The 22,993-nt window shown below is 58.9% G+C and carries 16 protein-coding genes, 1 other RNA gene and 1 pseudogene; 4 read left to right on the forward strand and 14 right to left on the reverse strand.

Features of this window, described 5'->3' with window-relative positions; all coding sequences use genetic code 11:
• Nucleotides 1-18: 18 nt before the first annotated feature.
• The 3 genes from D0T11_RS17140 to D0T11_RS17150 form a co-directional block, all read right to left on the reverse strand.
• On the reverse strand, nt 19-618 hold the full coding sequence (locus D0T11_RS17140; RefSeq protein ID WP_119657031.1) for an SMI1/KNR4 family protein: 600 nt from the start codon (nt 616-618) through the stop codon (nt 19-21).
• Nucleotides 619-796: 178 nt separating this feature from the next.
• Nucleotides 797-1,951 (reverse strand): alanine dehydrogenase, encoded by a 1,155-nt coding sequence (gene ald / locus D0T11_RS17145; protein WP_119657032.1) that lies wholly within the window; start codon nt 1,949-1,951, stop codon nt 797-799.
• Between the two features lie 206 nt (nt 1,952-2,157).
• Nucleotides 2,158-2,931: a DUF1573 domain-containing protein gene (locus D0T11_RS17150; RefSeq protein WP_119657033.1), complete on the reverse strand. Its 774-nt coding sequence runs from the start codon at nt 2,929-2,931 to the stop codon at nt 2,158-2,160.
• A 330-nt stretch (nt 2,932-3,261) separates the two neighbouring features.
• Here D0T11_RS17150 and D0T11_RS17155 point away from each other — a divergent pair, with 330 nt between their 5' ends.
• Nucleotides 3,262-5,685, forward strand: coding sequence for an alpha-ketoacid dehydrogenase subunit alpha/beta (locus tag D0T11_RS17155; RefSeq protein ID WP_119657034.1), 2,424 nt, complete (start codon nt 3,262-3,264; stop codon nt 5,683-5,685).
• 86 nt (nt 5,686-5,771) lie between these two features.
• Here D0T11_RS17155 and D0T11_RS17160 read toward each other — a convergent pair whose 3' ends face one another.
• Nucleotides 5,772-6,335, reverse strand: a complete 564-nt coding sequence (locus D0T11_RS17160) for a hypothetical protein (protein ID WP_119657035.1) — start codon at nt 6,333-6,335, stop codon at nt 5,772-5,774.
• 116 nt (nt 6,336-6,451) lie between these two features.
• Here D0T11_RS17160 and D0T11_RS17165 point away from each other — a divergent pair, with 116 nt between their 5' ends.
• Nucleotides 6,452-7,453 carry an acyl-CoA synthetase family protein gene (locus D0T11_RS17165; RefSeq protein ID WP_119657036.1) on the forward strand — a complete coding sequence of 334 codons (1,002 nt, stop codon included), beginning with the start codon at nt 6,452-6,454 and terminating at the stop codon, nt 7,451-7,453.
• Nucleotides 7,454-7,540: 87 nt separating this feature from the next.
• Here the strand turns inward: D0T11_RS17165 and D0T11_RS17170 are convergent, their stop codons facing one another.
• The 6 genes from D0T11_RS17170 to D0T11_RS17195 all read right to left on the reverse strand — a co-directional run bounded on the left by D0T11_RS17170 (nt 7,541) and on the right by D0T11_RS17195 (nt 14,788).
• On the reverse strand, nt 7,541-8,719 hold the full coding sequence (locus tag D0T11_RS17170; RefSeq protein WP_119657037.1) for a sigma-54-dependent transcriptional regulator: 1,179 nt from the start codon (nt 8,717-8,719) through the stop codon (nt 7,541-7,543).
• A gap of 171 nt (nt 8,720-8,890) precedes the next feature.
• Nucleotides 8,891-9,379, reverse strand: an RNA gene (rnpB, locus tag D0T11_RS17175) — RNase P RNA component class A.
• 248 nt (nt 9,380-9,627) lie between these two features.
• On the reverse strand, nt 9,628-10,116 hold the full coding sequence (tnpA, locus tag D0T11_RS17180) for an IS200/IS605 family transposase (RefSeq protein WP_119657038.1): 489 nt from the start codon (nt 10,114-10,116) through the stop codon (nt 9,628-9,630).
• A 205-nt stretch (nt 10,117-10,321) separates the two neighbouring features.
• Nucleotides 10,322-12,193, reverse strand: coding sequence for a M1 family metallopeptidase (locus D0T11_RS17185; protein ID WP_119657039.1), 1,872 nt, complete (start codon nt 12,191-12,193; stop codon nt 10,322-10,324).
• Nucleotides 12,194-12,392: 199 nt separating this feature from the next.
• Nucleotides 12,393-13,520, reverse strand: a complete 1,128-nt coding sequence (locus D0T11_RS23390; RefSeq protein WP_119657040.1) for a Smr/MutS family protein — start codon at nt 13,518-13,520, stop codon at nt 12,393-12,395.
• Between the two features lie 329 nt (nt 13,521-13,849).
• The gene (locus D0T11_RS17195; protein WP_245990978.1) at nt 13,850-14,788 is read right to left on the reverse strand and encodes a DUF2279 domain-containing protein; all 939 of its coding nucleotides are present in this window, start codon (nt 14,786-14,788) and stop codon (nt 13,850-13,852) included.
• A 185-nt stretch (nt 14,789-14,973) separates the two neighbouring features.
• Between D0T11_RS17195 and D0T11_RS17200 the strand changes: the two genes are divergently transcribed.
• Entirely contained in the window at nt 14,974-17,823 is a 2,850-nt protein-coding gene (locus D0T11_RS17200; RefSeq protein ID WP_245990980.1) for an alpha-amylase family glycosyl hydrolase, read from the forward strand.
• Nucleotides 17,824-17,936: 113 nt separating this feature from the next.
• Here D0T11_RS17200 and D0T11_RS17205 read toward each other — a convergent pair whose 3' ends face one another.
• Nucleotides 17,937-18,785, reverse strand: coding sequence for an N-acetylglucosamine kinase (locus D0T11_RS17205; RefSeq protein WP_119657041.1), 849 nt, complete (start codon nt 18,783-18,785; stop codon nt 17,937-17,939).
• Nucleotides 18,786-19,140: 355 nt separating this feature from the next.
• Here D0T11_RS17205 and D0T11_RS17210 point away from each other — a divergent pair, with 355 nt between their 5' ends.
• Nucleotides 19,141-20,307, forward strand: a complete 1,167-nt coding sequence (locus tag D0T11_RS17210) for a T9SS type A sorting domain-containing protein (protein ID WP_119657042.1) — start codon at nt 19,141-19,143, stop codon at nt 20,305-20,307.
• A 387-nt stretch (nt 20,308-20,694) separates the two neighbouring features.
• On the opposite strand, the gene D0T11_RS17215 is transcribed toward D0T11_RS17210, so the two are convergent.
• The 3 genes and pseudogenes from D0T11_RS17215 to D0T11_RS17225 form a co-directional block, all read right to left on the reverse strand.
• Nucleotides 20,695-22,314 carry a RagB/SusD family nutrient uptake outer membrane protein gene (locus tag D0T11_RS17215; RefSeq protein WP_119657043.1) on the reverse strand — a complete coding sequence of 540 codons (1,620 nt, stop codon included), beginning with the start codon at nt 22,312-22,314 and terminating at the stop codon, nt 20,695-20,697.
• 12 nt (nt 22,315-22,326) lie between these two features.
• Nucleotides 22,327-22,833 carry a hypothetical protein gene (locus tag D0T11_RS17220; RefSeq protein WP_119657044.1) on the reverse strand — a complete coding sequence of 169 codons (507 nt, stop codon included), beginning with the start codon at nt 22,831-22,833 and terminating at the stop codon, nt 22,327-22,329.
• A gap of 40 nt (nt 22,834-22,873) precedes the next feature.
• Nucleotides 22,874-22,993: pseudogene (locus D0T11_RS17225) on the reverse strand (IS5/IS1182 family transposase); the annotation flags it as partial.

Here is a 22,993-nt window from a genome sequence, read left to right on the forward strand (position 1 = left end):
ACGCAGCAGCGCTTTTGCCTACAGTGGATCGAACTGAACCGGCTGACCATCGGGCAGGTGTTTGATCTGCTCGTGGAAACGGGCCAGCCACGCCAGCCGCTCGGTAACGGCAACGGCCTTGGCGGCCGCTTTAGAGTGGTCCTTCAAGGCAATGCACAGCGGTGGGTAGAGGCTCAGCAGCTGGCCCGCCCGCAGTACGCCCCCCGCCTGCTGGAAGGCCCGCAACGGCTCCATGCCCAGGGCCTCAAGTGGAAACTTTCCGGCCCCGAACAGGAAGTGCTTGAAATCAACGTCGAGGTCGGCCAGCTCGCCAGTTTCGGTGTCGAGGAAAAGCACTGCATCGCCGCGCAGCAGAAACTGGTTGCCGGCGCAGTCCTGGGCAAACGGGATGTCGGACTTTTTCAGCTCCGTGTAGGTGCGCCACAACGCCCGCTCGCCCTGCCAGACGCCAGCCAGGGAGTGCCAGCCCGGCGCGGCCACGCAGCCCCGGATGTGCAGGCCGCCGAAGTAGGCCACCACCCCGTTCTGCTCCCGCAGAAATGCCTGGAGGTAAACCGGCAACCGGGCCAGCGTCACGAGGTCGGTCAGCTCGCCGCCGGTATAGATAATTCCTTTCATGTGCGGTCAATTACAAACCCTGTATTTGCTAAGGCAGAAGCCCTAAACAATGCAGGGTTTTTGTTCAACCCTCCCGCTGACTAGCCCAGCGCTTCAGCCCTGGGCTATGGGGGCAGGCTTACAGAAAAGCCTTTCCCGCACGGGGCGGGAAAGGCTTCGCTAAGAGAAAAAAGGTAGCTTATACCGTCATGAAGGTGCTTTCCTCGAACATGGTGTTCTCGTTGAGCACTTGGTTTACATCGGTCAGCTCCAGGCCCCAGGCATCGGCTACGCCTTTGTACACCACCTTGCCGTTCACCACGTTCAGGCCGAGGCGCAGGTCCTCGTTGAGCAGGCAGGCCACGCGCCAGCCCTGGCTGGCCAGCTTGAGGGCGTAGGGCAGCGTGGCGTTGGTGAGGGCCAGAGTGGAGGTATACGGCACGGCACCCGGCATATTGGCCACGCAGTAGTGCACGATGTCGTCGATGATGTAGGTCGGGTCTTCGTGGGTGGTGGGCTTGCAGGTTTCAATGCAACCGCCCTGGTCCACGGCCACATCCACGAGCACGGTGCCCGGCTTCATGGTCTTAAGCATGTCGCGGGTGATGAGGTGGGGCGCCTTAGCCCCCGGAATCAGTACCGCCCCGATGATGAGGTCGGCCGTTTTCACGGCGGCCCGGATGTTGTACTCGTTGGAGTACTGGGTCGTCACGTTCTTGGGCATAAAGTCGTCCAACTCACGCAGCCGGTTCAGGTTGATGTCCATCACGGTGACCTGCGCGCCGAGGCCGGCGGCAATTTTGGCGGCCTGCGTGCCCACGATGCCGGCGCCCAGCACCAGCACTTCGGCCGGCTTCACGCCGGGTACGCCGCCGAGCAGAATGCCCCGGCCCTTGAGCGGCTTCTCCAGGTACTTGGCCCCTTCCTGGGGAGCCATGCGGCCGGCTACTTCGCTCATCGGAATGAGCAGGGGCAGGGCGCGGTTGGAGAGCTCCACCGTTTCGTAGGCCAGGCACACGGCCTTGCGCTCGATCATGGCGTGGGTCAGCTCCTCGCCGGAGGCAAAGTGAAAATAGGTGAACAGCAGCTGGTTTTCCTTGATGAGCGGGTACTCCTGGGCAATGGGCTCCTTCACCTTCACAATCATCTCGGCCTTCTCGTACACCTCCTCGATGGTGGCCAGAATGGTGGCCCCGGCCTGCTCGTACTCTGCGTCGGCAAAACCGCTGCCTTCGCCGGCCGTGGCCTGCACGTACACCTCGTGGCCGTACTTCACGAACTCAGACACGCCGGCGGGCGTCAGGCCCACCCGGTTTTCGTTGTTTTTAATTTCTTTCGGAACGCCGATCAGCATGACTCGCAGCTAAAAGTGAAGGTGGGTGGAAATGGGTGGTTTTGCTCGTAAAAGCGCCGCAAAGATACGGGGGAAACCGCAGAGGAAAGACATGTTGTAAGTCAAAGCGAAAAAGTAAAAGCCGAAGCCGTTCAACTAGGCCAATAAGGCAGGTTGAACGGCTTCGGCTTTTTGCTTTTTTCGTTTCGAAAGATGCTGTTGATAGGCTACTTAAACGGAACCGAAGTGGTGCTTTCCTTCACCATGCTGCCCGCGTTCAGGTCCTTGAGCACGAAGGCCGAGAGCGTGAGCTGGGCGTCGCCGCTGAGGTCGTTGCTGGTGATGGTAACGGCCTCCTGCTGCATGCCCAGCTTGCGCTGGCTGTACACGAGCTCTACCGTAGCGCTCTGGCCAGGCCTGATGGGCGAGGGCACATTCTTATAGCCCACGCAGTAGCAAGGGGAGCTAATGGCCCCCAGCACAAGGTCCTGCTTGCCGGTATTCGTGATTTTAAACCGGGCCGTCAGGCTCTGGCCGGCTTCCATCTTACCAAAATCGTGGGTGGCGCGGTCCAGCGTCAGGCGTGGCGACTGGGCCAGCTGGGCGGGCGTGAGCTTGGACTTCATCTGCTCCTTGTTGAGCACGTTGCCCTTGATGGTGAGCACCGCGCTGGCTGTGGCGGCGTTGCTGGTAACAGTAACGGTTTTGTTGAAGATGCCGGGTCGGCCGGCGCTGCTGTACACGGCCTTCACGATGCCGCTCTTGCCGGGCAGAATCGGGGTTTTGGTCCAGTCGGGCGTGGTGCAGCCGCAGCTGGCCTGCACGTCGGCAATCATCACGGGCTGGTTGCCGGTGTTCTTGAACCGGAACTCGTGGGTGGCCATCGTGCCCTCGGGCACCTGGCCGAAATCGTGCAGCTCTTTTTCGAACGTGAGCACGCCCTGGGCCTGGGCGGCCGAAGCACCGAGCAGCGTGAGCAGGAAGAAGAAAAGATGTTTCATAGGGAAAGAAGCTAGGGGTTAGGAGCCAGAAAGCAGAAGGAGAGAGTCAGCAACGGGTAGCTAGTGGTCAGTGGCCGGAATGTAAGCGCCTGAAAGAGCGACGCCGCGCTCAGCGCAAAGCAGGGTTGGCGGAAAGGTCCGCAGGTAACTGTCTGCTTCGCGGCCGGCACCCCGCCCCTGACTCCTATCTACTTCAAAGATAACCACAAAAAACGCGCGCGGCTGCATCGGCGGCAAATCCGTACTTTTGAGGGCCTGATTACCGGGGCACCGGCTCCCACCCGCCGCGCATCCGGCCTCACCACTCCCACCACCCGCTCGCTCATTCTTATGTTTACCGCCGAAACCGCCGCCGACGTGCCGACCCGTGTTGCCTCCTTCAGTAAAGAAGATTTTCTCCGTGATTACCGCCTGGGCTGGGAAAGCCGGCAAGCCTCGCTGGCGGGCCGCAAGGAAGTGTTCATGGGTAAAGCCAAATTCGGCATTTTCGGCGACGGCAAGGAGGTACCCCAGCTGGCCATGGCCCGCGCCTTCCGGGCCGGCGACTGGCGCGCCGGCTACTACCGCGACCAGACCTTCATGCTGGCCATCGGCGAGCTGACGCTCCAGCAGTATTTCGCCCAGCTTTACGCCCACCCCGACGTGGAGGCCGAGCCCGCCACCGCCGGCCGCGCCATGAACGGCCACTTCGGTACCCGCCACCTCGACGAAGACGGGCAGTTCACGAACCTGGCCACCAGCAAAAATTCCTCGGCCGATATTTCGCCCACCGGCGGCCAGATGCCCCGCCTTGTGGGCCTGGCCTACGCTTCCAAGCTCTACCGCCAGAACCCCGAGCTGCACGAGCTGACCCAGTTCTCCACCAACGGCAACGAGGTGGCTTTCGGTACCATCGGCAACGCCAGCACCTCGGAGGGCATGTTCTTCGAGGCCATCAACGCGGCCGGCGTCCTCCAGATTCCGATGCTTGTCAGCGTCTGGGACGACCATTACGGCATTTCGGTACCCGCCGAGTACCAGACGACCAAGCAGAATATCAGCGAAATTCTGAAGGGCTTCCAGCGCGAAGGCGAAGGCCAGGATGGCTTCGAGATTTACCGGGTGAAGGGCTGGGACTACGCCACCCTGGTGGATACGTATCAGCAGGCCGCCGAAATCTGCCGCACCCAGCACGTGCCCGTGCTCATTCACGTGCAGGAAGTCACCCAGCCCCAGGGCCACAGCACCTCCGGCTCGCATGAGCGCTACAAAAGCAAAGACCGCCTGAGCTGGGAAGAGGAGCACGACTGCCTGCGCAAAATGCGCGAGTGGCTGCTCCAGGAGGGTCACGCTTCCGAAGACGAGCTGACGGCCGTTGAGAATGAAGCCAAAGAAACTGTAAAAGCCGCCCGTACCGCCGCCTGGGCCGCGTTCTTCACCCCCATCAAGCAGGAGCGCGACGAAGTGGTTCACCTGCTCAACCAGCTGGTGGCCGAAACCGGCACCGAGAACAAGCTGCACGAGCTGGTAGAGCCCCTGGAGCACAACCCCACGCCCATCCGCGCCGACCTAGTGCGCACCGTGCGCCGGGCGCTGCGCCAGGTGCGCGGCACCCGCAACCACACCCGCCGCGAGCTGCAAAACTGGCTGGAGCAGGCCCTGGCCGACAATGCCGACCGCTACAACTCCTACCTGTTCAGCCAGAGCGAGGAAGCCGTTCTCAACATTGAGGAAGTGGGCGTGCAGTTTGCCTCCGACGCGGCCCAGGTGGACGGGCGCGAAGTGCTCCAGGCCTGCTTCACGGCCAACTTCGAGCGCGACCCGCGCATTTTTGCCATCGGCGAGGACGTGGGCCGCATCGGCGACGTGAACCAGGCTTTTGCCGGCCTCCAGGACAAGTTCGGGGAGCTGCGCGTAACCGATACCGGCATCCGCGAGTGCACCATTATCGGCCAGGGCATCGGGGCCGCCATGCGCGGGTTGCGCCCCATCACCGAAATCCAGTACCTCGATTACCTGCTCTACGCCATCCAGATTCTGAGCGACGACGTGGCCTGCCTGCAATACCGCACCAAAGGCGGCCAGAAGGCTCCGCTCATTGTGCGCACCCGGGGGCACCGCCTAGAAGGCATCTGGCACTCGGGCTCTCCCATTCAGATGATCCTGGGCGCCATCCGCGGCATGCACCTGTGCGTACCGCGCGACATGACCCAGGCGGCCGGTTTTTACAACACGCTGCTGCGCTCCGATGAGCCGGCCATCGTGATTGAATGCCTGAACGGCTACCGCCTCAAGGAGAAAATGCCCCAGAACGTGGGCGAGTTCACCCTGCCGCTGGGCCAGCCCGAAACCCTGAAAAAGGGCACCGACCTGACCATCGTGACCTACGGCTCCATGTGCCGCATTGTGCTGGAGGGTGCCCGCCAGCTGGCCGAAGTGGGGATTGAGGTGGAGGTAATCGATGTGCAGACGCTGTTGCCTTTCGACGTGGACCACGTGATTGTGGACAGCCTACGGCGCACCAACCGGGTGCTCTTCGCCGATGAGGACGTGCCCGGCGGCGGCACCGCGTACATGATGCAGCAGGTGCTGGACGAGCAGCAGGCCTACCGCTTCCTCGACTCGCAGCCCCGCTGCCTCGCCGCCCAGGCCCACCGCCCGCCCTACGGCTCCGACGGCGACTACTTCAGCAAGCCCAACGTGGAGGACGTGTTCGATGCCGTCTACGAAATCATGCAGGAAGCCGACCCAAAGCGCTTTCCGGCCATTTACTAGGGTTCCGCTGCACCACCCGCGCAAAGGCCGGGCCGCTCACCTTACGGAGCGGCCCGGCCTTGTGTTGAGCAGGTGTCTGGCCGGGTCTACTGAAGGGTAATGGGCGAGGTCACGATTTCGTTGCTCTCGTTCAGGGTCCGGTCCTTGATTTTGACTTTGAACCGCACGACGGAACCTTTGGGTACCGTCTGGAAGGGGGTAATAATGGGCGTGGTAATAGGAATGTCCAACGTAATGTCGCCCCGCAGCGGGGCTTTCCGGTCGCCTTGTTCGGCAGGGGGCAGATACGGAAACTGGCCACTGTAGCCCGGTAAAGCAGGAGTAGCAGTAAAATCGGTGAACGTATTATTGCTGTTGAGCACCTGCATGATACAGATGAAGTTATAGCTGTTTGGATTTAGTGGGTCATTCTTACCCGCGTCCACTTCCTCCTTGTTCATGCCTAGGTTTCCGTCGCCATCTTTGTAATTGATAGAAACGCCCACGTTGTTATATTCCTGCTGCAAGGCATCGAGCTTAATCTCCTGCGTAATGCTCCTGAACTCGATTTGCGGAGTATCCGGGTAATCAGGCGGCGAGATGCAGGAAACAGCGCCCAGACTCGTGAAAGCCAGCAGGACAGCCAGGCGAAGCGTAGGAAATGTTGGCATATTGAAATAGAAAAAATCGGCGGAAGCAGCCCCCGGCGAGGGGGAAGGTACAACATCTGCACGAACGAACCACGGCCCGCCTTGTTACTGCTTTTCGCTAACCCCAACCTTCCCGAATGAGTTTCCGCGACGCGTATCTGCCCCGGTTGCCGCACCTGACCGCCGCTATGGCCCCGGCGGCCGCCCTGGCCCTGTTCCGTTACCAGGCCGCCCACTGCGCGCCCTACGCGGCCTACCTGGCCGCCCTGGGCCGGCGGGCCGAGGCGGTGGCAGGAATGGAGGATATTCCGTTTCTGCCCATCGAGTTTTTTAAAACCCACGCCGTGCGCACGGCGGCCGCCCACTGGGAGCCCCAGGAAACGTTCCTGAGCAGCGGCACCACCCAGCAGCAGCGCAGCCACCACTACGTGCGCGAGCCGCAGCTTTACCGCCGGCACGCCCAACGCATTTTCGAGCACTCCTACGGCCCGCTCAGCGGCTGGACGGTGCTGGCTCTGCTGCCTTCCTATCTGGAGCAGGGTGGCTCCTCGCTGGTGGCGATGGTGGAGCACTTCGCCCGCGAATCGGGGCAGCGGCAGCCGGCGTTTTTCCTGCACGACCACGCCGCGCTGCTCGCCGCCCTGGCCGCCGCCAAGCAGGAGCCCGGCCGCAAGGTGCTGCTGATCGGGGTGAGCTATGCCCTGCTCGATTTCGCCGCCGCCCACGCCGGCCGGCCCGAGCTGCTGGGCCTCACGGTGCTGGAAACGGGCGGTATGAAGGGCCGCCGCCGCGAAATGATCCGGGAGGAGCTGCACACGGAGCTGCAACGCGCCTTCGGGCCGGCCGGTATCCACTCCGAGTATGGCATGACGGAAATGCTGGGCCAGGCCTACAGCTTCGGCGACGGCCGCTTTCACGCCCCGCCCCAGCTGCAAATCCTGCTCCGCGACCCGTCCGACCCGTTCTCCGCCTCCCTCACCCGCACTGCCGGCGCCCTCAACGTCATCGACCTGGCCAACATCGACAGCTGCGCCTTCCTCGAAACCAAAGACCTGGCCCGCCGCCACCCTGACGGCTCCTTCGAGGTCCTCGGCCGCCTCGACAATTCCGACGTGCGCGGCTGCAATCAGATGGTGTAATTTCAGTTGCCAGTGTCCAGTTGTCAGTTACTGGTTGTCAGGCATTTAATTGAACTACCTGACAACTAGCAACTGACAACTAAAAACTTACTTCCCCGCAAACGCTTTGGCGTCGGCCTCGGTGATGGTGGCGTCGCTCATAATCACGAGGCGCTCGACCACGTTGCGCAGCTCGCGGATGTTGCCGCGCCAATCCAACGCCTGGAGGTAGGCGAGGGCCTTGTCGTCGATTTTCTTGGGCTTGTTGCCGTAGTCGTCGGCAATGTCTTTGAGGAACTTGTCGATGAGCAGGGGCACGTCGTCGCGGCGCTCGTTGAGCGACGGGACCGGGATGAGGATGACGGAGAGGCGGTGGTAGAGGTCTTCGCGGAAGTTTTTGTCGGCAATTTCCTGGAGCAGGTCCTTGTTGGTGGCCGCCAGCACGCGCACGTTCACCGAAATTTCCTTCTCGCCCCCCACCCGGGTAATTTTGTTTTCCTGGAGGGCGCGCAACACTTTGGCCTGGGCCGAAAGGCTCATGTCGCCGATTTCGTCCAGGAACAGCGTCCCGCCATCGGCCTGCTCGAACTTGCCGATGCGCTGCTTGATGGCCGACGTGAACGAGCCTTTCTCGTGGCCGAACAGCTCCGACTCGATCAGCTCCGACGGGATGGCGGCGCAGTTCACTTCCACCATGGGGCCACCGCTGCGCTGGCTGAGCTCGTGCAGCTGCCGGGCTACCATCTCCTTACCCGCGCCGTTGGGACCGGTTATCAGCACCCGGGCATCGGTGGGGGCCACCTTCTCGATGGCCTTGCGCACGCCCTGCAACCCGGCCGAGTCGCCAATCATTTCCGAGCCCTTGGCCAGCTTCTTCTTGAGCGTTTTGTTCTCCGAGCTGAGCTTGGTGGTTTCGGTGGCCAGCTGCACGTGGTCGAGGGCGTTGCGCACCGTCACGAGCAGGCGGTTGAGGTCCGGTGGTTTCTGGATGAAATCGTAGGCGCCCTTCTTGGTGGCTTCCACGGCCATTTCCACGTTGCCGTGGGCCGACACCATGATGAAGGTGGAGTGGGGGGCCAGAATGCGGGCGCGTTCCAGCACTTCGAGGCCGTCCATTTTGGGCATTTTCACGTCGCAGAGCACCACGTCGTACTTTTCCTGAATCAGCATGTCGAGCCCCGTGGGGCCGTCCTCGGCCTGGTCGACCGTATAGTTTTCGTATTCGAGAATTTCCTTGAGCGTATGCCGGATGGCCTTCTCGTCGTCGATAATCAGTAAACGGGGCATGTTATTTAGCTTTTAGCTAACAGCTAGTAGCTGTTAGCTTTCGTTGAGTAGAAAATGATGGATGAAAGATAGGGCCTTAAAACGGAAGCTGTCAGCTAACAGCTATACGCTAACAGCTGGGTATAAACACCAAAAAGCCGCCGCAGCTGGTGCTACGGCGGCCCTTTCAGGTGGCGTGATGAGTCTGTAAGCCGGGTTTTGTCCGCCTGCCCGAAAGCAAGTGGCCCCACCATTTATCTAGGCCAGTCGTTGCCGAAAGGCTCCATCAACCTACCCGCCAGCGCCGGACGAGCCGCCCGGTGCCAGCCCCTGGAAGCGGGGCCGACGTGCTGGCTTATTTGGTCTTTCAACCCCTGAGGTTTACCCAGCCGACTGGTCACCCAGCCGCTGGTGCGCTCTTACCGCACCTTTTCACCCTTACCTTTTTCTGAGCTGTTAGCTACTAGCTGAGAGCTGTCAGCTTTTCGTTCAACGAAGGCTACCAGCTAATAGCTTTCAGCTAACAGCTTAAAAAGAGGCGGTTATTTTCTGTGGCACTGGCTGTCCTGGTTCGCATTATGCTCGCCAGTCCTTCCCGTTAGGAAGCAGGGTGCTCTGTGTTGCCCGGACTTTCCTCGTCGCGGTTCTTGCGTTCCGCGCCGCGGTGGGGCGACCCATCACGGGGGTAAAGGTAGGGGAATTGTTCGAACGATACTGCCCCTGGGGACGAGATATCGGTAGCAAGCAGCCGCGTATTCCGTGTAAAATCCCCAGCGGGGCGGCATATTGGCAGAAGCTGATGGCGAACAGATCGTGAAAGTCCCAGCGGGGCGACACCATCTGCTCCACGACTGGTGTCGCCCCGCCGGGGCTTTTGGTTCTTTGGATCTGGTCTGCTACCAAGATGCCGCCCTGCTGGGGCTACGTTTTTACTGCGCCGGATTGATGAGCGGCTCCTCATCCGGCGCAGTAAAAACGTAGGCTGCGTTGTAGGCTATGCCGAAGCTATCCAGTAGCGAAAGGTATTCTTCTTTGAACGTGCGCGTGGCATGGTGTTCCTGCTGCCGCTCGATATAGCTGATGACAGCAGATAGTTGGGACGCACCGTATGAGAAGGCTCCGAACCCTTCCTGCCAACTGAATTTTCCCATCAGCCAGCCTTGTTCATTAATGAATTTGGAAGAACTGGCCTTCACCTCCCGCATGAGGTCGGAAAGGGCCTTCTCTGGCCGAAACCCGATGAGCAGGTGAACGTGGTCGGGCATCCCATTAGTGGCGAGAAGTTTTTGCCCTTGCTGCGTGACAATACCTGTAATGTAGCGGTAAAGCATAGCAGCGTGTTCTGTCGGAATCAGACACAGGCGGCCCTTAACCGCAACCACCATGTGCAAGTGAATTTGAGTATAGGTGTTGGCCATACTACGCAGATAAAATGCGTAAAAAAAAGCCCCGAAGGGGCGACATATCGGTAGAAAAAGATGCGCTATTTCGTTCAAAAGCCCCAGCGGGGCGACACCATCTGTTCAACGACTGGTGTCGCCCCGCTGGGGCTTTTGGTCTTTTTCTAGCTATTCTGCTACCGATATGCCGCCCCTCCGGGGCTATGTGCGAAACGTTGTACGTCTACTTCCCCGCCACCCACACGTTGTCCTGCGGGTAGCTGTCGGGCACCAGCGTAGCGCCGAGCTTCATTTGCTTCATGGCTTTGGTGGTAGCAACGGGCACCGTAACGGTTTTCGCACCGGATTCCCAGACGCCAATAGTACGGTGCAGTTTGGCGGTGGAGTTGTCGGCGAAGGTGATGGTGAGGTCGACGGGGACTGGCTTGGTGCCTTTGGATTCGACTACTACATCGTAGCCGGTGGCGGTTTTGGTAACCTGGCTGATGGCCAGGTCGGGGTAGCCGCCGTCGAAAAACCAGCGCTGCCAGAACCAGTTCAGGTTGCGGCCCGCGCCTTCGTTCATCGAGTTGAAGAAGTCGTGGGGCATGGGGTGCTTGCCATTCCAGTTGCGGATGTAGGTGTGCAGGGCCTTCGTGAACAGCTCGTCGCCGAGCAAATCCTTCACATAGAGGTAGCCTAGGCCGGGTTTGGGGTAGGAATTGAGGAAGAAGGCCGTGCCCGTCTGCTGGGTGCTGAGGGTCATGATGGGCGTATCTACCTCGGTATCAGCGGCGGCGGCGTAGGGCGCGATACCGTAGTTGTCGTCGAGCTTGGGGTCAATAATACCCGAGATAATCCACTCCCCGATGGTGGCCCAGCCCTCATCCATCCAGCCGTACTTGGTTTCGTTGGTTCCCATGTAAAAAGGGAACATGGTGTGGAAGATTTCGTGGTCGGTGAGCGTAATGGCGTCTTCGCGGGTGCTGGTGGGGTTGTCGTTCACCATCATCGGGTACTCCATCTGGTCGAGGCCATCGAAAATGGTTTCGTGGGCGTAGGGAAAGGGCCATTTGGGGAAAGTGTAGCTCATGGCCTCCACCGTTTTGCGGGCAAACTGCACTACTTCCTCGAAATCCTTGTGCTTGGGGTTGTACACGGCATCCACGCGGGTACGACGCTGGGTGGCCGGGTCCACGACCAGCGAGCTGGCCTGCCACACGTAATGGTCGGTGGTGGCAAATACGAAGTCAGTCACGTTCCTGGCCTCGAAGTGCCAGGTGTTTTCGGGGTTTTTACTGGCGGTAATGTCGCGGCGCTTCACATCGGCCTCTGAAATAATGCTCGTGATGCCGTCCTTGGTTTCGGCCTCCCGCAGGCGCTGGGCGTACTTTTTCGTCAGCACCTGGTCGGCGTTGGTCAGGTCGCCGGTGGCCCAGACCACGAAGTTGCGCGGCACGGTGACGTCGACCGAGAAGTTGGCGAAGTCGTTGTAGAACTCCTGCGAGCCCAGGTAGGGGTGCTTGTTCCAGCCGTCGATATCATCGTACACGGCCACGCGGGGAAAGAAGTAGGCCACGAAATCGGCCCCCGGTTCCACCTCGCCGGTACGCATGTGCGAGCCGCTGTTGAGGGTGTAGGAGTAGGCCACCGTGATGTTGGCCGTCTGGCCCGGCGCAATGGCCCGGCGGGCGGGAACCGCGAGGTTGGTGAAGCTGGCCGGGCGGTCGGCGGCGGCCACGGCCTGGCCATTGATGGTCAGCGCTTCCACCGTGATGCCCTCACCCACGTCCTCCGGGCTCATGCCGCCGGCCCGGGGCGCGCCCTTCTGGTAGAGGTTGGGGTAGAGCTTGAACCACACCTGCCGCAACGAATCGGGGCTCTGGTTGTGGTAGGCAATAGCCGCCGTGCCGCTCACCCGCCGCGTGGCCGGATCGAAATTCACTTTAATGGTATAGTCGGCCGAGTTCTGCCAGTACTTGGGTCCCGGCCGCCCGCTCTCGGCGCGGGTGCCCTTGGCGTAGGTGGCCCGGATGGTACGCGACACGGGCAGCTGCTGAGCCGCTAGGGAGAGGGGAAACAGGAGGGAAGCGGCGAGGAGGGCAGGGCGTTTCATGAAAGAGTTAGAAAGTTTGCAAGTGGAAAGGTAGAAAGTTGGCAGAGACAACGGGATAAGAAAAAACTGTCATCCTGAGCGGAGCGAAGGACCTTACAACGCTGGAACGGCAATCGTAAGCAAGATGCGTTTTCACGTGATAAGGTCCTTCGCTCCGCTCAGGATGACAGGTTACCTCTTAACCCAGAAACTTCCCAACTTACTTCAGCCGCACCAGCGTAGCGCCGTAGCCGAACTTCTCCTTCTGCGAGTCCTCGAAGAACTTGATGTCGCGGTTGCGGCTCAGCAGTTTGTGCAGCTCCTTGCGCAGCGTACCATTGCCTGAGCCGTGGATGTAGATGATTTCGTGCATGTTGGTGGCCAGCGCGCGGCTGAGCGTATCCTCGAAGGCTTCGAGCTGGAGCTTGAGAATGGCGGTGTTACTCAGGCCCTCAGTGCCGCCCTCGGGTTGCAGAGCCTCCAGGTGCAGGTCGACTTCGTGGGGCGGGGCTACCAGGGCTTTGGCCGGCTGGGGCGCAGGGGCCACGGCGGCGGGCTTGGCCGGGGCGTTGCCCGTGAGCTGCGCTTTCAGGGTTTCGGCCAGCTTCTCGGGGGCAATGTTTACCGGGGCGGCCGGCTTCTCGTCGAGCTGGAACAGGTAGGCCTCACGCTGGAGCACCGGCACGTTGGGCTGGCGGCTGGTGTAAAAGCTGGCCGCCTTGAACTGGATCCGCTTGGTGAGCAGCTCGAAGGCCGTGGGGCTATTGAACTGGAAGGGAAGCAGTTGCACCAGCAGGGCCGGCCACTGATCAAAATCCTTGAGGTGCCAGTGGCCCAGGGCCGCGCTAGCCGTTTTGGCTTCCAGCTTCTCCGATTTCAACCCCCGGTACTGCCCGCCGGCCTTCTCCTCCCCAAACGTGAACAGCACGTCGCGGTCGGTGTGGTTGACCAGGTGCAACGCCAGCAGCTCCGGCGACTGGTGGGTGAGGGCCAGGTACAGGCCTTTCTGCACTGGCGGAGCCACGGTTTTGTCGGCCTTCAGGGGCGGCGGGCCTTCGCTGGTGGTTGGCTTGGGTGCTTCCCTGGTGGTGGCCACGCCGGCCTTTTTGGCGGCTTCGGCGGCCATGGCGGCTCCGCTGGCGGCGGCTTTCTTCTCGGCGGCTACGGCCGTGGCACTCTTACCGAATGCTTTGGTTTCTTCGGCGGCCACTACCACGATTTCGCGGCGCAGCACCGGAATGGTGAAGTCGTTATCGATGGCTACTTCCACCAGCTCGTCGCTGAGCAGGCGGGTGATGATGCCTTCCTCACGCCCGGTCAGCAGGCGCACTCGGTCTCCAATATTCATGAATCACAGATGTTGCAGATGTTGCAGATGCCACAGATTCGTTCTGGTGGCAGATTTGTTCTGGCGTCGTTTACGGATGAAAAGGTAAAGGTCGCCATTGCTTACGGAAGTCCAGGCTTGATTGATTGCGGTAAAATAGCTAGCCGCTTAGCGGGGCGAGAGAACCCACAGCGTAAGCCTTACTTCGCAAGCACCACTGCCGGGCCGAGTCGGAATGCCAACAACCGGCTGCCAGAGAGGGAGCGCAAATTTCCAAACAACCCGTTTTCGGAACGAATCTACCACCAGAACGAATCTGTGGCATCTGCAACATCTGCAACATCTGTGATCTAGTAGTACAGGCCGTGGGCCACGAAGCCACGGCGCGGGTTCCACTCCAGGGCGGGGGCGGGCAGGTGAAAGATGCTCAGGGCGTAAAATACTTTTTTGAGCACCTTATTATGGGTCGGGATGCGGCGCAGGTCCACATCGAGGCTCAGGTAGAACTGGCGGTAGGAGCGCAGGCCCAGGGCGGCGTTGGTGCCGTCGTCGTTGTATACCATTTCCTGGCCCCCGTAGCCCAGGGCCGGTTGCAGCCAGCGGGGCCAGCGGCTGGTGGCGGGCAGAAACGCGCCCACGTCGGTAGCGAGCCAGTAAGTCTGGCCGTTGTAGTCTTTGAGAAATTGTTCGCCCAGGCTGCGGCCCAGCACGTTGGGGCGCAAAGCAGCATAGCGGGTGGGATGGAACGAGAGTTTGGGCATGATGCGCACTTCGTTCCAGGCCAGCTGCTGCCCGATCAGGCCGGCTGAGCCCAGGAAGTTGGCCGTCAGGTCGGTGGCCGAAGCCCCGTAGGCCGGGTCGCGGCCGTCGAAGAGCTCGATGGGCGTCTGGAGCAGGAAGCCCACGAAGCCCCCGTACCAGATGGCCTGGCGGTCGGGCACCCCGGCCCAGCGCAGCATGTCCACCGCGCCCCGACTCTCGTGGAACGAACCCCAGAAGTGGCCGGCCTTGTCGAGCTGCTCCCACTCGGGCAGGTCGTTGAACCAGTGAAAGCGGCTTTTCTCGCCCGTGTACCACCCTTCACTGAGCAAATACATCAACGACGAGTACGACACGACCAGCCCGCCGGCCAGCAGCGGCAGCCGCTGGTTCAGGCGCGAGGCGGGCAGTACGGTATCCGCCACCGCCGGTTGCCGGACCTGGGCCGCGCCCGGCCGGGCCACGAGCAGCAGGCTGGCTGCCAGGATTGTCAGTCCGAAGACCCGGAGAGAAGGGGGGAATAAGCGCACAGGGCGGAAACAAAGAAAAAATCACTCAAATCTACGAGAAAAGCGGCTGTTGACTTGGGTAAGTGCTTGGTCACTCCTTATCTTTAATGCCCTCTTGTGCCTGATTGATCTGTTTTAGGGATTATAATGGTAATAGAGCATTGTTTTTAAGTAGTGTCTTCCTGAATTTTTCAACCCCGTTTCTTATGCGAATACTTCGACTCATGCTGATTTTAGTGGCCCTGGTGGCTGCTATGCCGGTTTCGTGGGCACAGGTAGTCACTACCCAACCTATTCCGTTCCGCGACACCGACGCGGTTACCCTCGTCTACGATGCCACTAAAGGCAATGCAGCACTAGCCAACTTTAGCGGGGACGTGTATATCTGGACCGGCGTCATCACTAATAAGAGCACATCGTCTTCGGATTGGAAATACGTGAAGAGTCCGAGCTTCGGTCAAGCCGATCCTGCGGCCAAGCTCACCCGTGACCCCGGCAACGTAAACCGCTACACCATTACGCTTACGCCCAGCGCCCGCGCTTGGTATGGCGTGCCTGCTGGTGAGCAGATGCTGCGGCTGGGCATGATTTTCAAGAATGCGGCCGGTACGGTAGTAGGCCGCGGCACATCGGACGCCGATATTTTCGTGGATCTGGCCCAGAACGAGTTTGATTTGCGCTTTACGCAGCCCGGCGGATCCGGCCCGTTCACGTTCGCGCTCAATACGCCCACACCCGTTGCCGCTACTTCGGCGGTAGCCGCCGACCTGACGCTGTTTCTCAATGGCAACCCCATTGCTAGTGCCGCTAATGCCACCAGCATCAATACTAACGTAACGCTGACCACTGCCGGGAGCAACACGTTGCGTCTCACGGCCACGAAGGGTACTACTACGGTAACCGTTGACCTAGCGCTGCTAACCCGCGATGCTGTCGTATTGGCTCCCTTGCCCACCAACGCCCAGCGGGATGGAATTACGTACCTCAACAATGGCACGTCGGTTATTCTGAGCCTGACGGCCCCCAATAAGGAATTCGCGCACGTTATCGGGGAGTTCAACAACTGGCAGGCTACCTCGGCCAGCTACATGAAGCGGACCCCCAACGCCAATGGCCAGGCCGACAACTCGGTGGAAGGCCGCTGGTGGATTCAGGTGGATGGCCTGACACCCGGCCGTGAGTACGCTTACCAGTATTACGTGGATGGACAGCTAAAAATAGCGGACCCCTACTGCCAGAAAATCCTCGATCCGAACAGTGACCGGAGTATTCCCGCCGATACGTATCCAAACCTGAAGGCGTATCCGAGCGGCCAGAGCGGCATCGTGTCCGTGTTGCAAAGCAACGCCCCCGACTACACCTTTCAGGTAACGAATTTTCAGCGCCCTCAGAAGGAGAAACTCGTGATTTACGAGTTGCTGGTGCGTGACTTCGTGGCCCGCCACGACTACCAGACCCTGATTGATACGCTGGCCTACGTGCAGCGCCTGGGCGCGAACGTAATCGAGCTGATGCCGGTAACCGAGTTCGAAAACAACGACAGTTGGGGCTACAATGTCTCGTTCTACTTCGCTCCCGATAAGTTCTACGGTCCGAAGGCAGAGCTCAAGCGCTTCATCGACGAGTGCCACAAACGCGGCATAGCCGTGGTACTGGACATGGTGCTCAACCAGTCATTCGGTCAGAGCCCGATGGTGCAGCTATATTTTGAGGATGGCAACCCGGCGGCCAACAGCCCCTGGTTCAACCGGACGGCTACCCATCCTTTCAACGTGGGCTACGACTTCAACCACGAAAGCGCCTTTACCCGCTATTTCAGCAAGCGCGTCATGGAGTTCTGGCTCAAAGAATACAACATCGACGGCTACCGTTTTGACCTGAGCAAGGGCTTCACGCAGAAGGTGAGTACCAGCGTGGACCAATGGAGCCAGTATGACCAGTCGCGCATTGATATCTGGAAGGATTACCGGAATCTGTTGGTTAGCGTTGATCCGGGTGCGTACAATATTCTGGAACATTTTGCTGACAACAGCGAAGAAAAGGTGCTTTCGAGCATGGGCTTTATGCTGTGGGGCAATATGAACTTCAACTACAGCCAGGGAACGAAAGGCATCACCTCGGGCTCCGACCTGACCGGGGGCTACTACGGAGCCCGGGGCTGGGCAGAACCCAACCTAGTGACGTACATGGAAAGCCATGACGAAGAGCGGTTGATGTATCTGACCCTGACGGAAGGGCGTTCGGCGGGGCCTTATTCAACCCAGGACCCCACTACTGCCCTGGCCCGGCAGGAACTGGCTGCTACTTTCCTGCTGCCCGTACCCGGCCCGAAAATGCTGTGGCAATTTGGTGAGCTGGGCTATGAGGTGAGCATCAACCAGAACGGCCGGACCGGAAGCAAGCCCATCCGTTGGAACTACTATCAGGAGCCGGCCCGTCGTCATCTCTACGATGTGTATCGGAGCCTAATTGCGCTCAAAACGCAGGAACCGGCCTTTACCAATCCGGCCTCGTTCACGCAGGATGTCAATAGCGGCGTAAAAACCATGCACCTCACGGACCCTCGGCTCAATGTTACGGTGGTAGGCAATTTCGGCCTGCGCTCAGCTACTGTGGTGCCCAATTTCCAGGCAGCCGGTACTTGGTACAGCTACCTGACGGGCGAAACGCGAACCGTGACCGACCCGGCGGCCCCCATCACGCTCGAACCCGGCCAGTATACGGTGTATACCTCCCGCCGCATCGGGGTTCCGGCCGGAACAATCCTCCGCAACCAGTCGCAGCAAGCCAGTGCCGCAAAGCTCCAACTGCGGGTGCAGCCCAACCCGGCCAGTACGGTAGCCCAGCTCCGCTACGATCTGCCCCAGGCCGCGACAGTGGAAGTGACGATAACCAACCTGCTGGGTGCCACCGTTCAAACGCTGCCCGCCACCCGCGCAGCAGCCGGTAGCCAGTCGGTTACGCTACCGTTGCAAAACCTGGCCAATGGTGTCTATATTGTGCGCCTGCGCACCGGCGAGGTGCAGCAAACTACCCGCCTGATTGTGAATAAATAGCATACCCGGCCAAAAGCCGGTTACGCAGCTACCCAAAACAAAACCGGCCCGTCTCATTGCGAGACGGGCCGGTTTTGTTTTGGGTAGCTGCGTAACCACGCCGCCGCCAGAGGCTACGCGTTGTGCTCTTCGTGGTAGGCAACTAGGTCGTCGATGGGAGAACGGATGATTTTGCCGACCTCCATGCCGTGGTCTTTGGCGACCTGGGTCAGCGCGTCGCGGAAGTTATAGCCCACCGAACCTACGCAGTTGAAGGTATAGTCCTGGTAGTTGGGGTAGTGCCGGACGATGTTGGCGAAGAACGTTTCGAAACCCTGCAACACGATTTCGCGGCAGTAGCTGATGTTGTTGTGGTCGTAGGTGAACTTGGCGAAACTGGCCAGGAACCGGTTCGGGAGGGGCTGATTGTAAAGCCGGTCCAGAATATCGTCGCGGGTGAAGTGAAATTCCTCCTGGAAAATCTCTTGTAAGCCATCGGGGAGTAGCCCGCGCAGGTAATCGCGCAACAGTCTCTTGCCAATAAAGGAGCCGGAACCCTCATCACCCAGGAAATAGCCCAGCGAGTCGACATTGTGAATGATTTTTGCGCCATCGTACAAGCAGGAATTGGTGCCCGTGCCCAGGATTGCGGCAAACCCAGGCTTGTTGCCCAGCAGGGCGTGGGCGGCGGCCAGTAGGTCTTCGGCCACAAAAACAGTGGCATTGGGGAAAGTAGCGCGCATCGCGGCGGCCACCCGTTCGGCTTTTTCCGCGTTGTGCACCCCCGCCCCGTAATAATAGACCTTCGTCACGTGCTTCTGGGGCAGGTTGTCAGGCAGGTTTTTATCGAGCGAGGCCGTAATGGCGGCTGTCCCCATAAAGTCAGGGTTGTATCCCTCGGTGTTGAAGTACACGCGGTTACCAGCTTCGTCGAGTTGGCACCAATTGCTCTTAGTCGAGCCGCCGTCGGCAATTAAAATCATGTCAGGTTGGAAAGATGAGTAAGCAAATGCGTTGGTAAGCTCTGCTTCAGGTCCCTTGGAGGCAGAACATCCGAATGGCGAAACACGGAAAAGATTTCGGCACAAAAAAGCGCCGGCAAGTATTTTTAAGGAGTTTCTGAGCCGACGAAGGGAATTGGCTCCCAGCTAGTCTGACCACTATTGATTGAAGAAGGGCGACGGGGAATTAAAAGGTTGAAAATCGTGCTTAATTTTTGTCTATACAACCTTTTCTTTGCTGATAAAGTAGTATTTTTAGAACGCAAAAGGCAGCGAGTAATTGTTCCCGCAATTCAGCCGTTTGTGTGTATTCACCCCATTCCTTTTTTCTTTAATTATGAAAAAACAGTTTACTCTCGCGGCCCTCGGGCTGCTGACGGCTAGTGCCTTCTCGGCTCAAGCCCAAATTACGGTCGATGGTAAAGTTCTGCCTACCGAAATTGGTGCTGGTGTGGGCAAGTACAAGGAGCTTGGAGCCTTTACCAACCCCCGCGGATTTGGTGATTTCGGCCTGCTGAAGCTCTATGCGGCAACTACCGCTGATAAAATCTACGTGTTCGTAGCGGGTACCGTGGAGCAGAAGGGGGCCGATGCCGGTAATGCTTTTCAGCTCTACATTAACCTGCCCAACCTGACTGGCGTCAAGAGCCCTGATCCGTTGCCGCTTCCCAAGGCTGGCGCGGCCGGCGACCCGCTGACCACATTTGAGAAAATGGACGCAATCATGGACTTCGAAGTGGATATGGCACTTGCCATTCACGGAGCTCCGGGTGCGCCCCAAACCCTCATCCCCAGCGCAGTTTTCTACACGGGCGGTACCACTGCCAACGCTAAAGTGCTGGGTCCTAACCTGAATACGGCCACTGGTGCGGCCAGCACTATGTCGACGGGTACTGCTACGGCTCCCTTCACCTCCCTGGCCAATGCCCGGATGGCCTACCAGAATTCGCCTGATGGTAAAGTGACTACTAACCCTGGAAACTTCGGTTGGGAAATTGAGCTGGACCGCGCCGCCCTCGGCGTACCGGCAACGGCTCAGAGCATTCAACTGTTCGTTTTCCAGAACAACCAGGATGGTAGCTACGGCTCGTCCGACTTTATTCCTCAGGCCACACCGCCTATTACTACCAACAACGGCAACACAGAAGGTAGCCCGGATTTCACAGGTATCGGAGGTAATCAATTCGTAACCTACGCGTTGGCTACGTCCACCTCTACCGGCACCCGTCAGGCCGACGACCAGAAAATAGGCATGTCGGTGTATCCTAACCCTGCTTCGGGCTCCGTTAAGGTTTCCTACAATGTGCTCGACAAGGCGCAAACGGTGAACGTTACCTTGTTCGACCTGGCTGGCCGCAAGGTGAAGAACATGGTTAGCGGTAAGCAGAGCATTGGTGCTCATTCTGCTGATCTGAACAGCAGTGATTTGTCGGCCGGAACGTACCTGGTGAAGGTACAGGTAGGTGATGCCGTGGCTAACCGCAAAGTGGTTATCATGAAGTAAGGCATTCTGCTTTTAATTACGAGAACAAAAAAGAGGCTCACTTTTCAGTGAGCCTCTTTTTTGTTCTCGTAATTACTGGTGCTGAGTTGCTCTCGATCTTTCGCTACTATCGGTGGCTAAGTCAAGCATTCCAGCTACCGGATACTGAACTGGTGGTTAATTGATGAATTGCTGTCCAGCTATATCCGGGAATAAAGGGATAGATATTCCCGAACGATAATTTACGCGGGTAGAAAAAATAGCGCCAAGCTTGTAACCATGCTTTATTCAATAACCGCTGAACTTGCCGAAAGGCCGGCCAAAGCGTAAAGTTCAGCAGGCTCAAAACATAAAAACCCGCGCTCAACAGAGCACGGGTTTTTACGAATAGTCTAAATCCTGGAAGGCCTAATATCCGGGATTCTGCTTGAGTTTGGGGTTAGCGCCCAGGTCGGAAGAAGGAATAGGGTAGAGTGTTCTTTCCTCCATTACAACACCATCCCCAGCGGCTTGCCCACCTTTCCAGGGCCAGATATAAGAACTACCGGTAAACTTCTTGAAACGGATCAGATCGGTACGGCGGTAGCCTTCCCAGTACAGTTCGCGGGCACGCTCATCGAGCAGGAAATCGAGCGTGAGGGTATTGACGTTGCCGGAAGTGTTGCCATAAGCTCTCTGACGCAATGCATTCACGTATTGTAATGCTTTGCCCTGATCACCGTTGCCGCCGCGTAGCGTGGCTTCAGCGTACATCAGGTACACATCGGCCAGGCGGAAAAGCGGGAAGTCAGTATCCGCGAATGTTTGTCCTGGGTCGCTGCCGATTTTGCCATCGGAAGTGACGTTCTGCCACTTCGTTACCGCGTAACCGTTGTTGAAGGACGTCAGGTTGTTGATGTCCAGGCGCTGGCCAGGGGTGAAAAACAAGGCTCGCTTGTCGGGTACAGACTGGGTGACGTTGCCGAATAGCAGAGGCAGGTTTTTAGTGGCCCGCAGACCGCCCCAACCTTCTTTTACACCGTAATCGAGCGGATTCATGCGGCCACCAATGGAGGCATGAACCAAGAAAGTGGTGCCGCCAAACGAACGAATCCGCACGCCATCATTGATGACGGCCATAATCATTTCTGATTTGGACGTGAGGTTGTTGTCGGCCAGAAACAGGTTAGGATAGCTGGGCGCTAGTGCGTAGCCACCCTCATCGATTACCTTTTTGGCGTACGTTATGGCATCGTTGTAGCGGGGCTGGCTGATATATACCTCGGCGTTCAAGTAGAGGCGGGACAGCAGCGTCCAGGCGGCGGCCTTATCGGCGCGGCCGTACTCGTTCTGGCGCGGGGCCGGCAGAATTGCTTCAACAGCCTTCAATTCCGACTCCACGTAAGCAAACAGCTTGGGCCGGTCCGTCTGCTCGGGCAAGAACTTGCCCGGGGTATCCGCTTCCGTTACGAAGGGCGGGTTGCCGAACAAATCCAGGGCGTGGTAGTAGGAGAGAGCCCGCAGAAAGCGCGCCTCGGCCCGGTACTGCTGCACCTTGGCCAGATCCTGGCCCGAAATGCCGCGGCGATTGAGATTTTCATCCGACGTTTCCCGGATAAATTCGTTACAAAGCGTCAGCTGGAAGAATATCCGGCTGTACATGAGCTGATTGTAATTGTTGTTCGACGACCATTTCAGAGTGTTAAGGTCCTGAATAGCACCATCACCCCAAGCAATTACGGCCTCGTCGGTGGGGAGTTCCTGCGACACCCAGAGCTGCCGCAGATACGAGCTGGCTCCTTCGTCGTCGGCCTTCACGTCCGGGTTGCCGGTGGCCCCATCGTTGTTGGTGCCGCGGCCGGTCGTAACCAGGCCGCCATAAAGTTTGGCCAGTACGTCGCGAATGTTCTGCGGGTCTTTATAGACCGATTCCGTATTGAGGCCATAAAAGGGCTCACGGTCCAGGTCCTTGGTGCAGGACACCGAGCCGGCCAGCAACACGGCTCCCACTGCGGTACCAAGCAGGCGTTTGGAAAAAAGATTTTTCATGGGGTGGGAGTTTTAGAAGCCAATGTTGATACCGGCAGTGATGGTGCGCGGGCGAGGGTAGAAATTGTTGTCGATGCCGAACGTAGCGGAGCGGCTGAGGTTATCGACCGATACTATTTCAGGATCAACTCCTTTGTAGCCCGTAATAACAAAGGCGTTCTGCAACGAAAGGTTCAACCGCAGGCTGGTCGACTGGCTGATCAGGCTGCCAAAATCGTAACCGAGGCTGATGTTATCCATACGCACGAAGGAGGCCTTCTGGACGTAGTAGTCGGATAATTGAATCCGGCCTTTATCGGCTCCCTGAAACTGGGTGTCGTAGATGTTGGTGGTGGTGTTGTTGAGGAACGGCTGCCCCGGGAACACGCCCTGGTAAGTTGCCCGCGACGATTGCACGTTGTTGTAATTGTAGTTGCCCAGGAAGGCGCGGGCCGTGAAAGCCAGGCTTACCTTGGCATAGGTGAAGTTAGAGCTGAGCCCCAGGATCGTTTTGGGCAGCGGCGACTGGTAACGGTACAAATCTTTGTCATTAAGAGTCTATCCGAATAGGGAATGAGGGTCAGCCAAAAAGACAATTGTACCACGTAATGCGCGCACAGGCAAAGTGGAGCATGGCCAAGTAGTTCTCCGGTTTTTTGGCCCAGCGAATCAGCAGATGCCGGAAGCGGTTGAGCCAAGA

Source organism: Hymenobacter rubripertinctus (assembly GCF_003583925.1).
In the GTDB taxonomy this organism is placed as follows: domain Bacteria; phylum Bacteroidota; class Bacteroidia; order Cytophagales; family Hymenobacteraceae; genus Hymenobacter; species Hymenobacter rubripertinctus.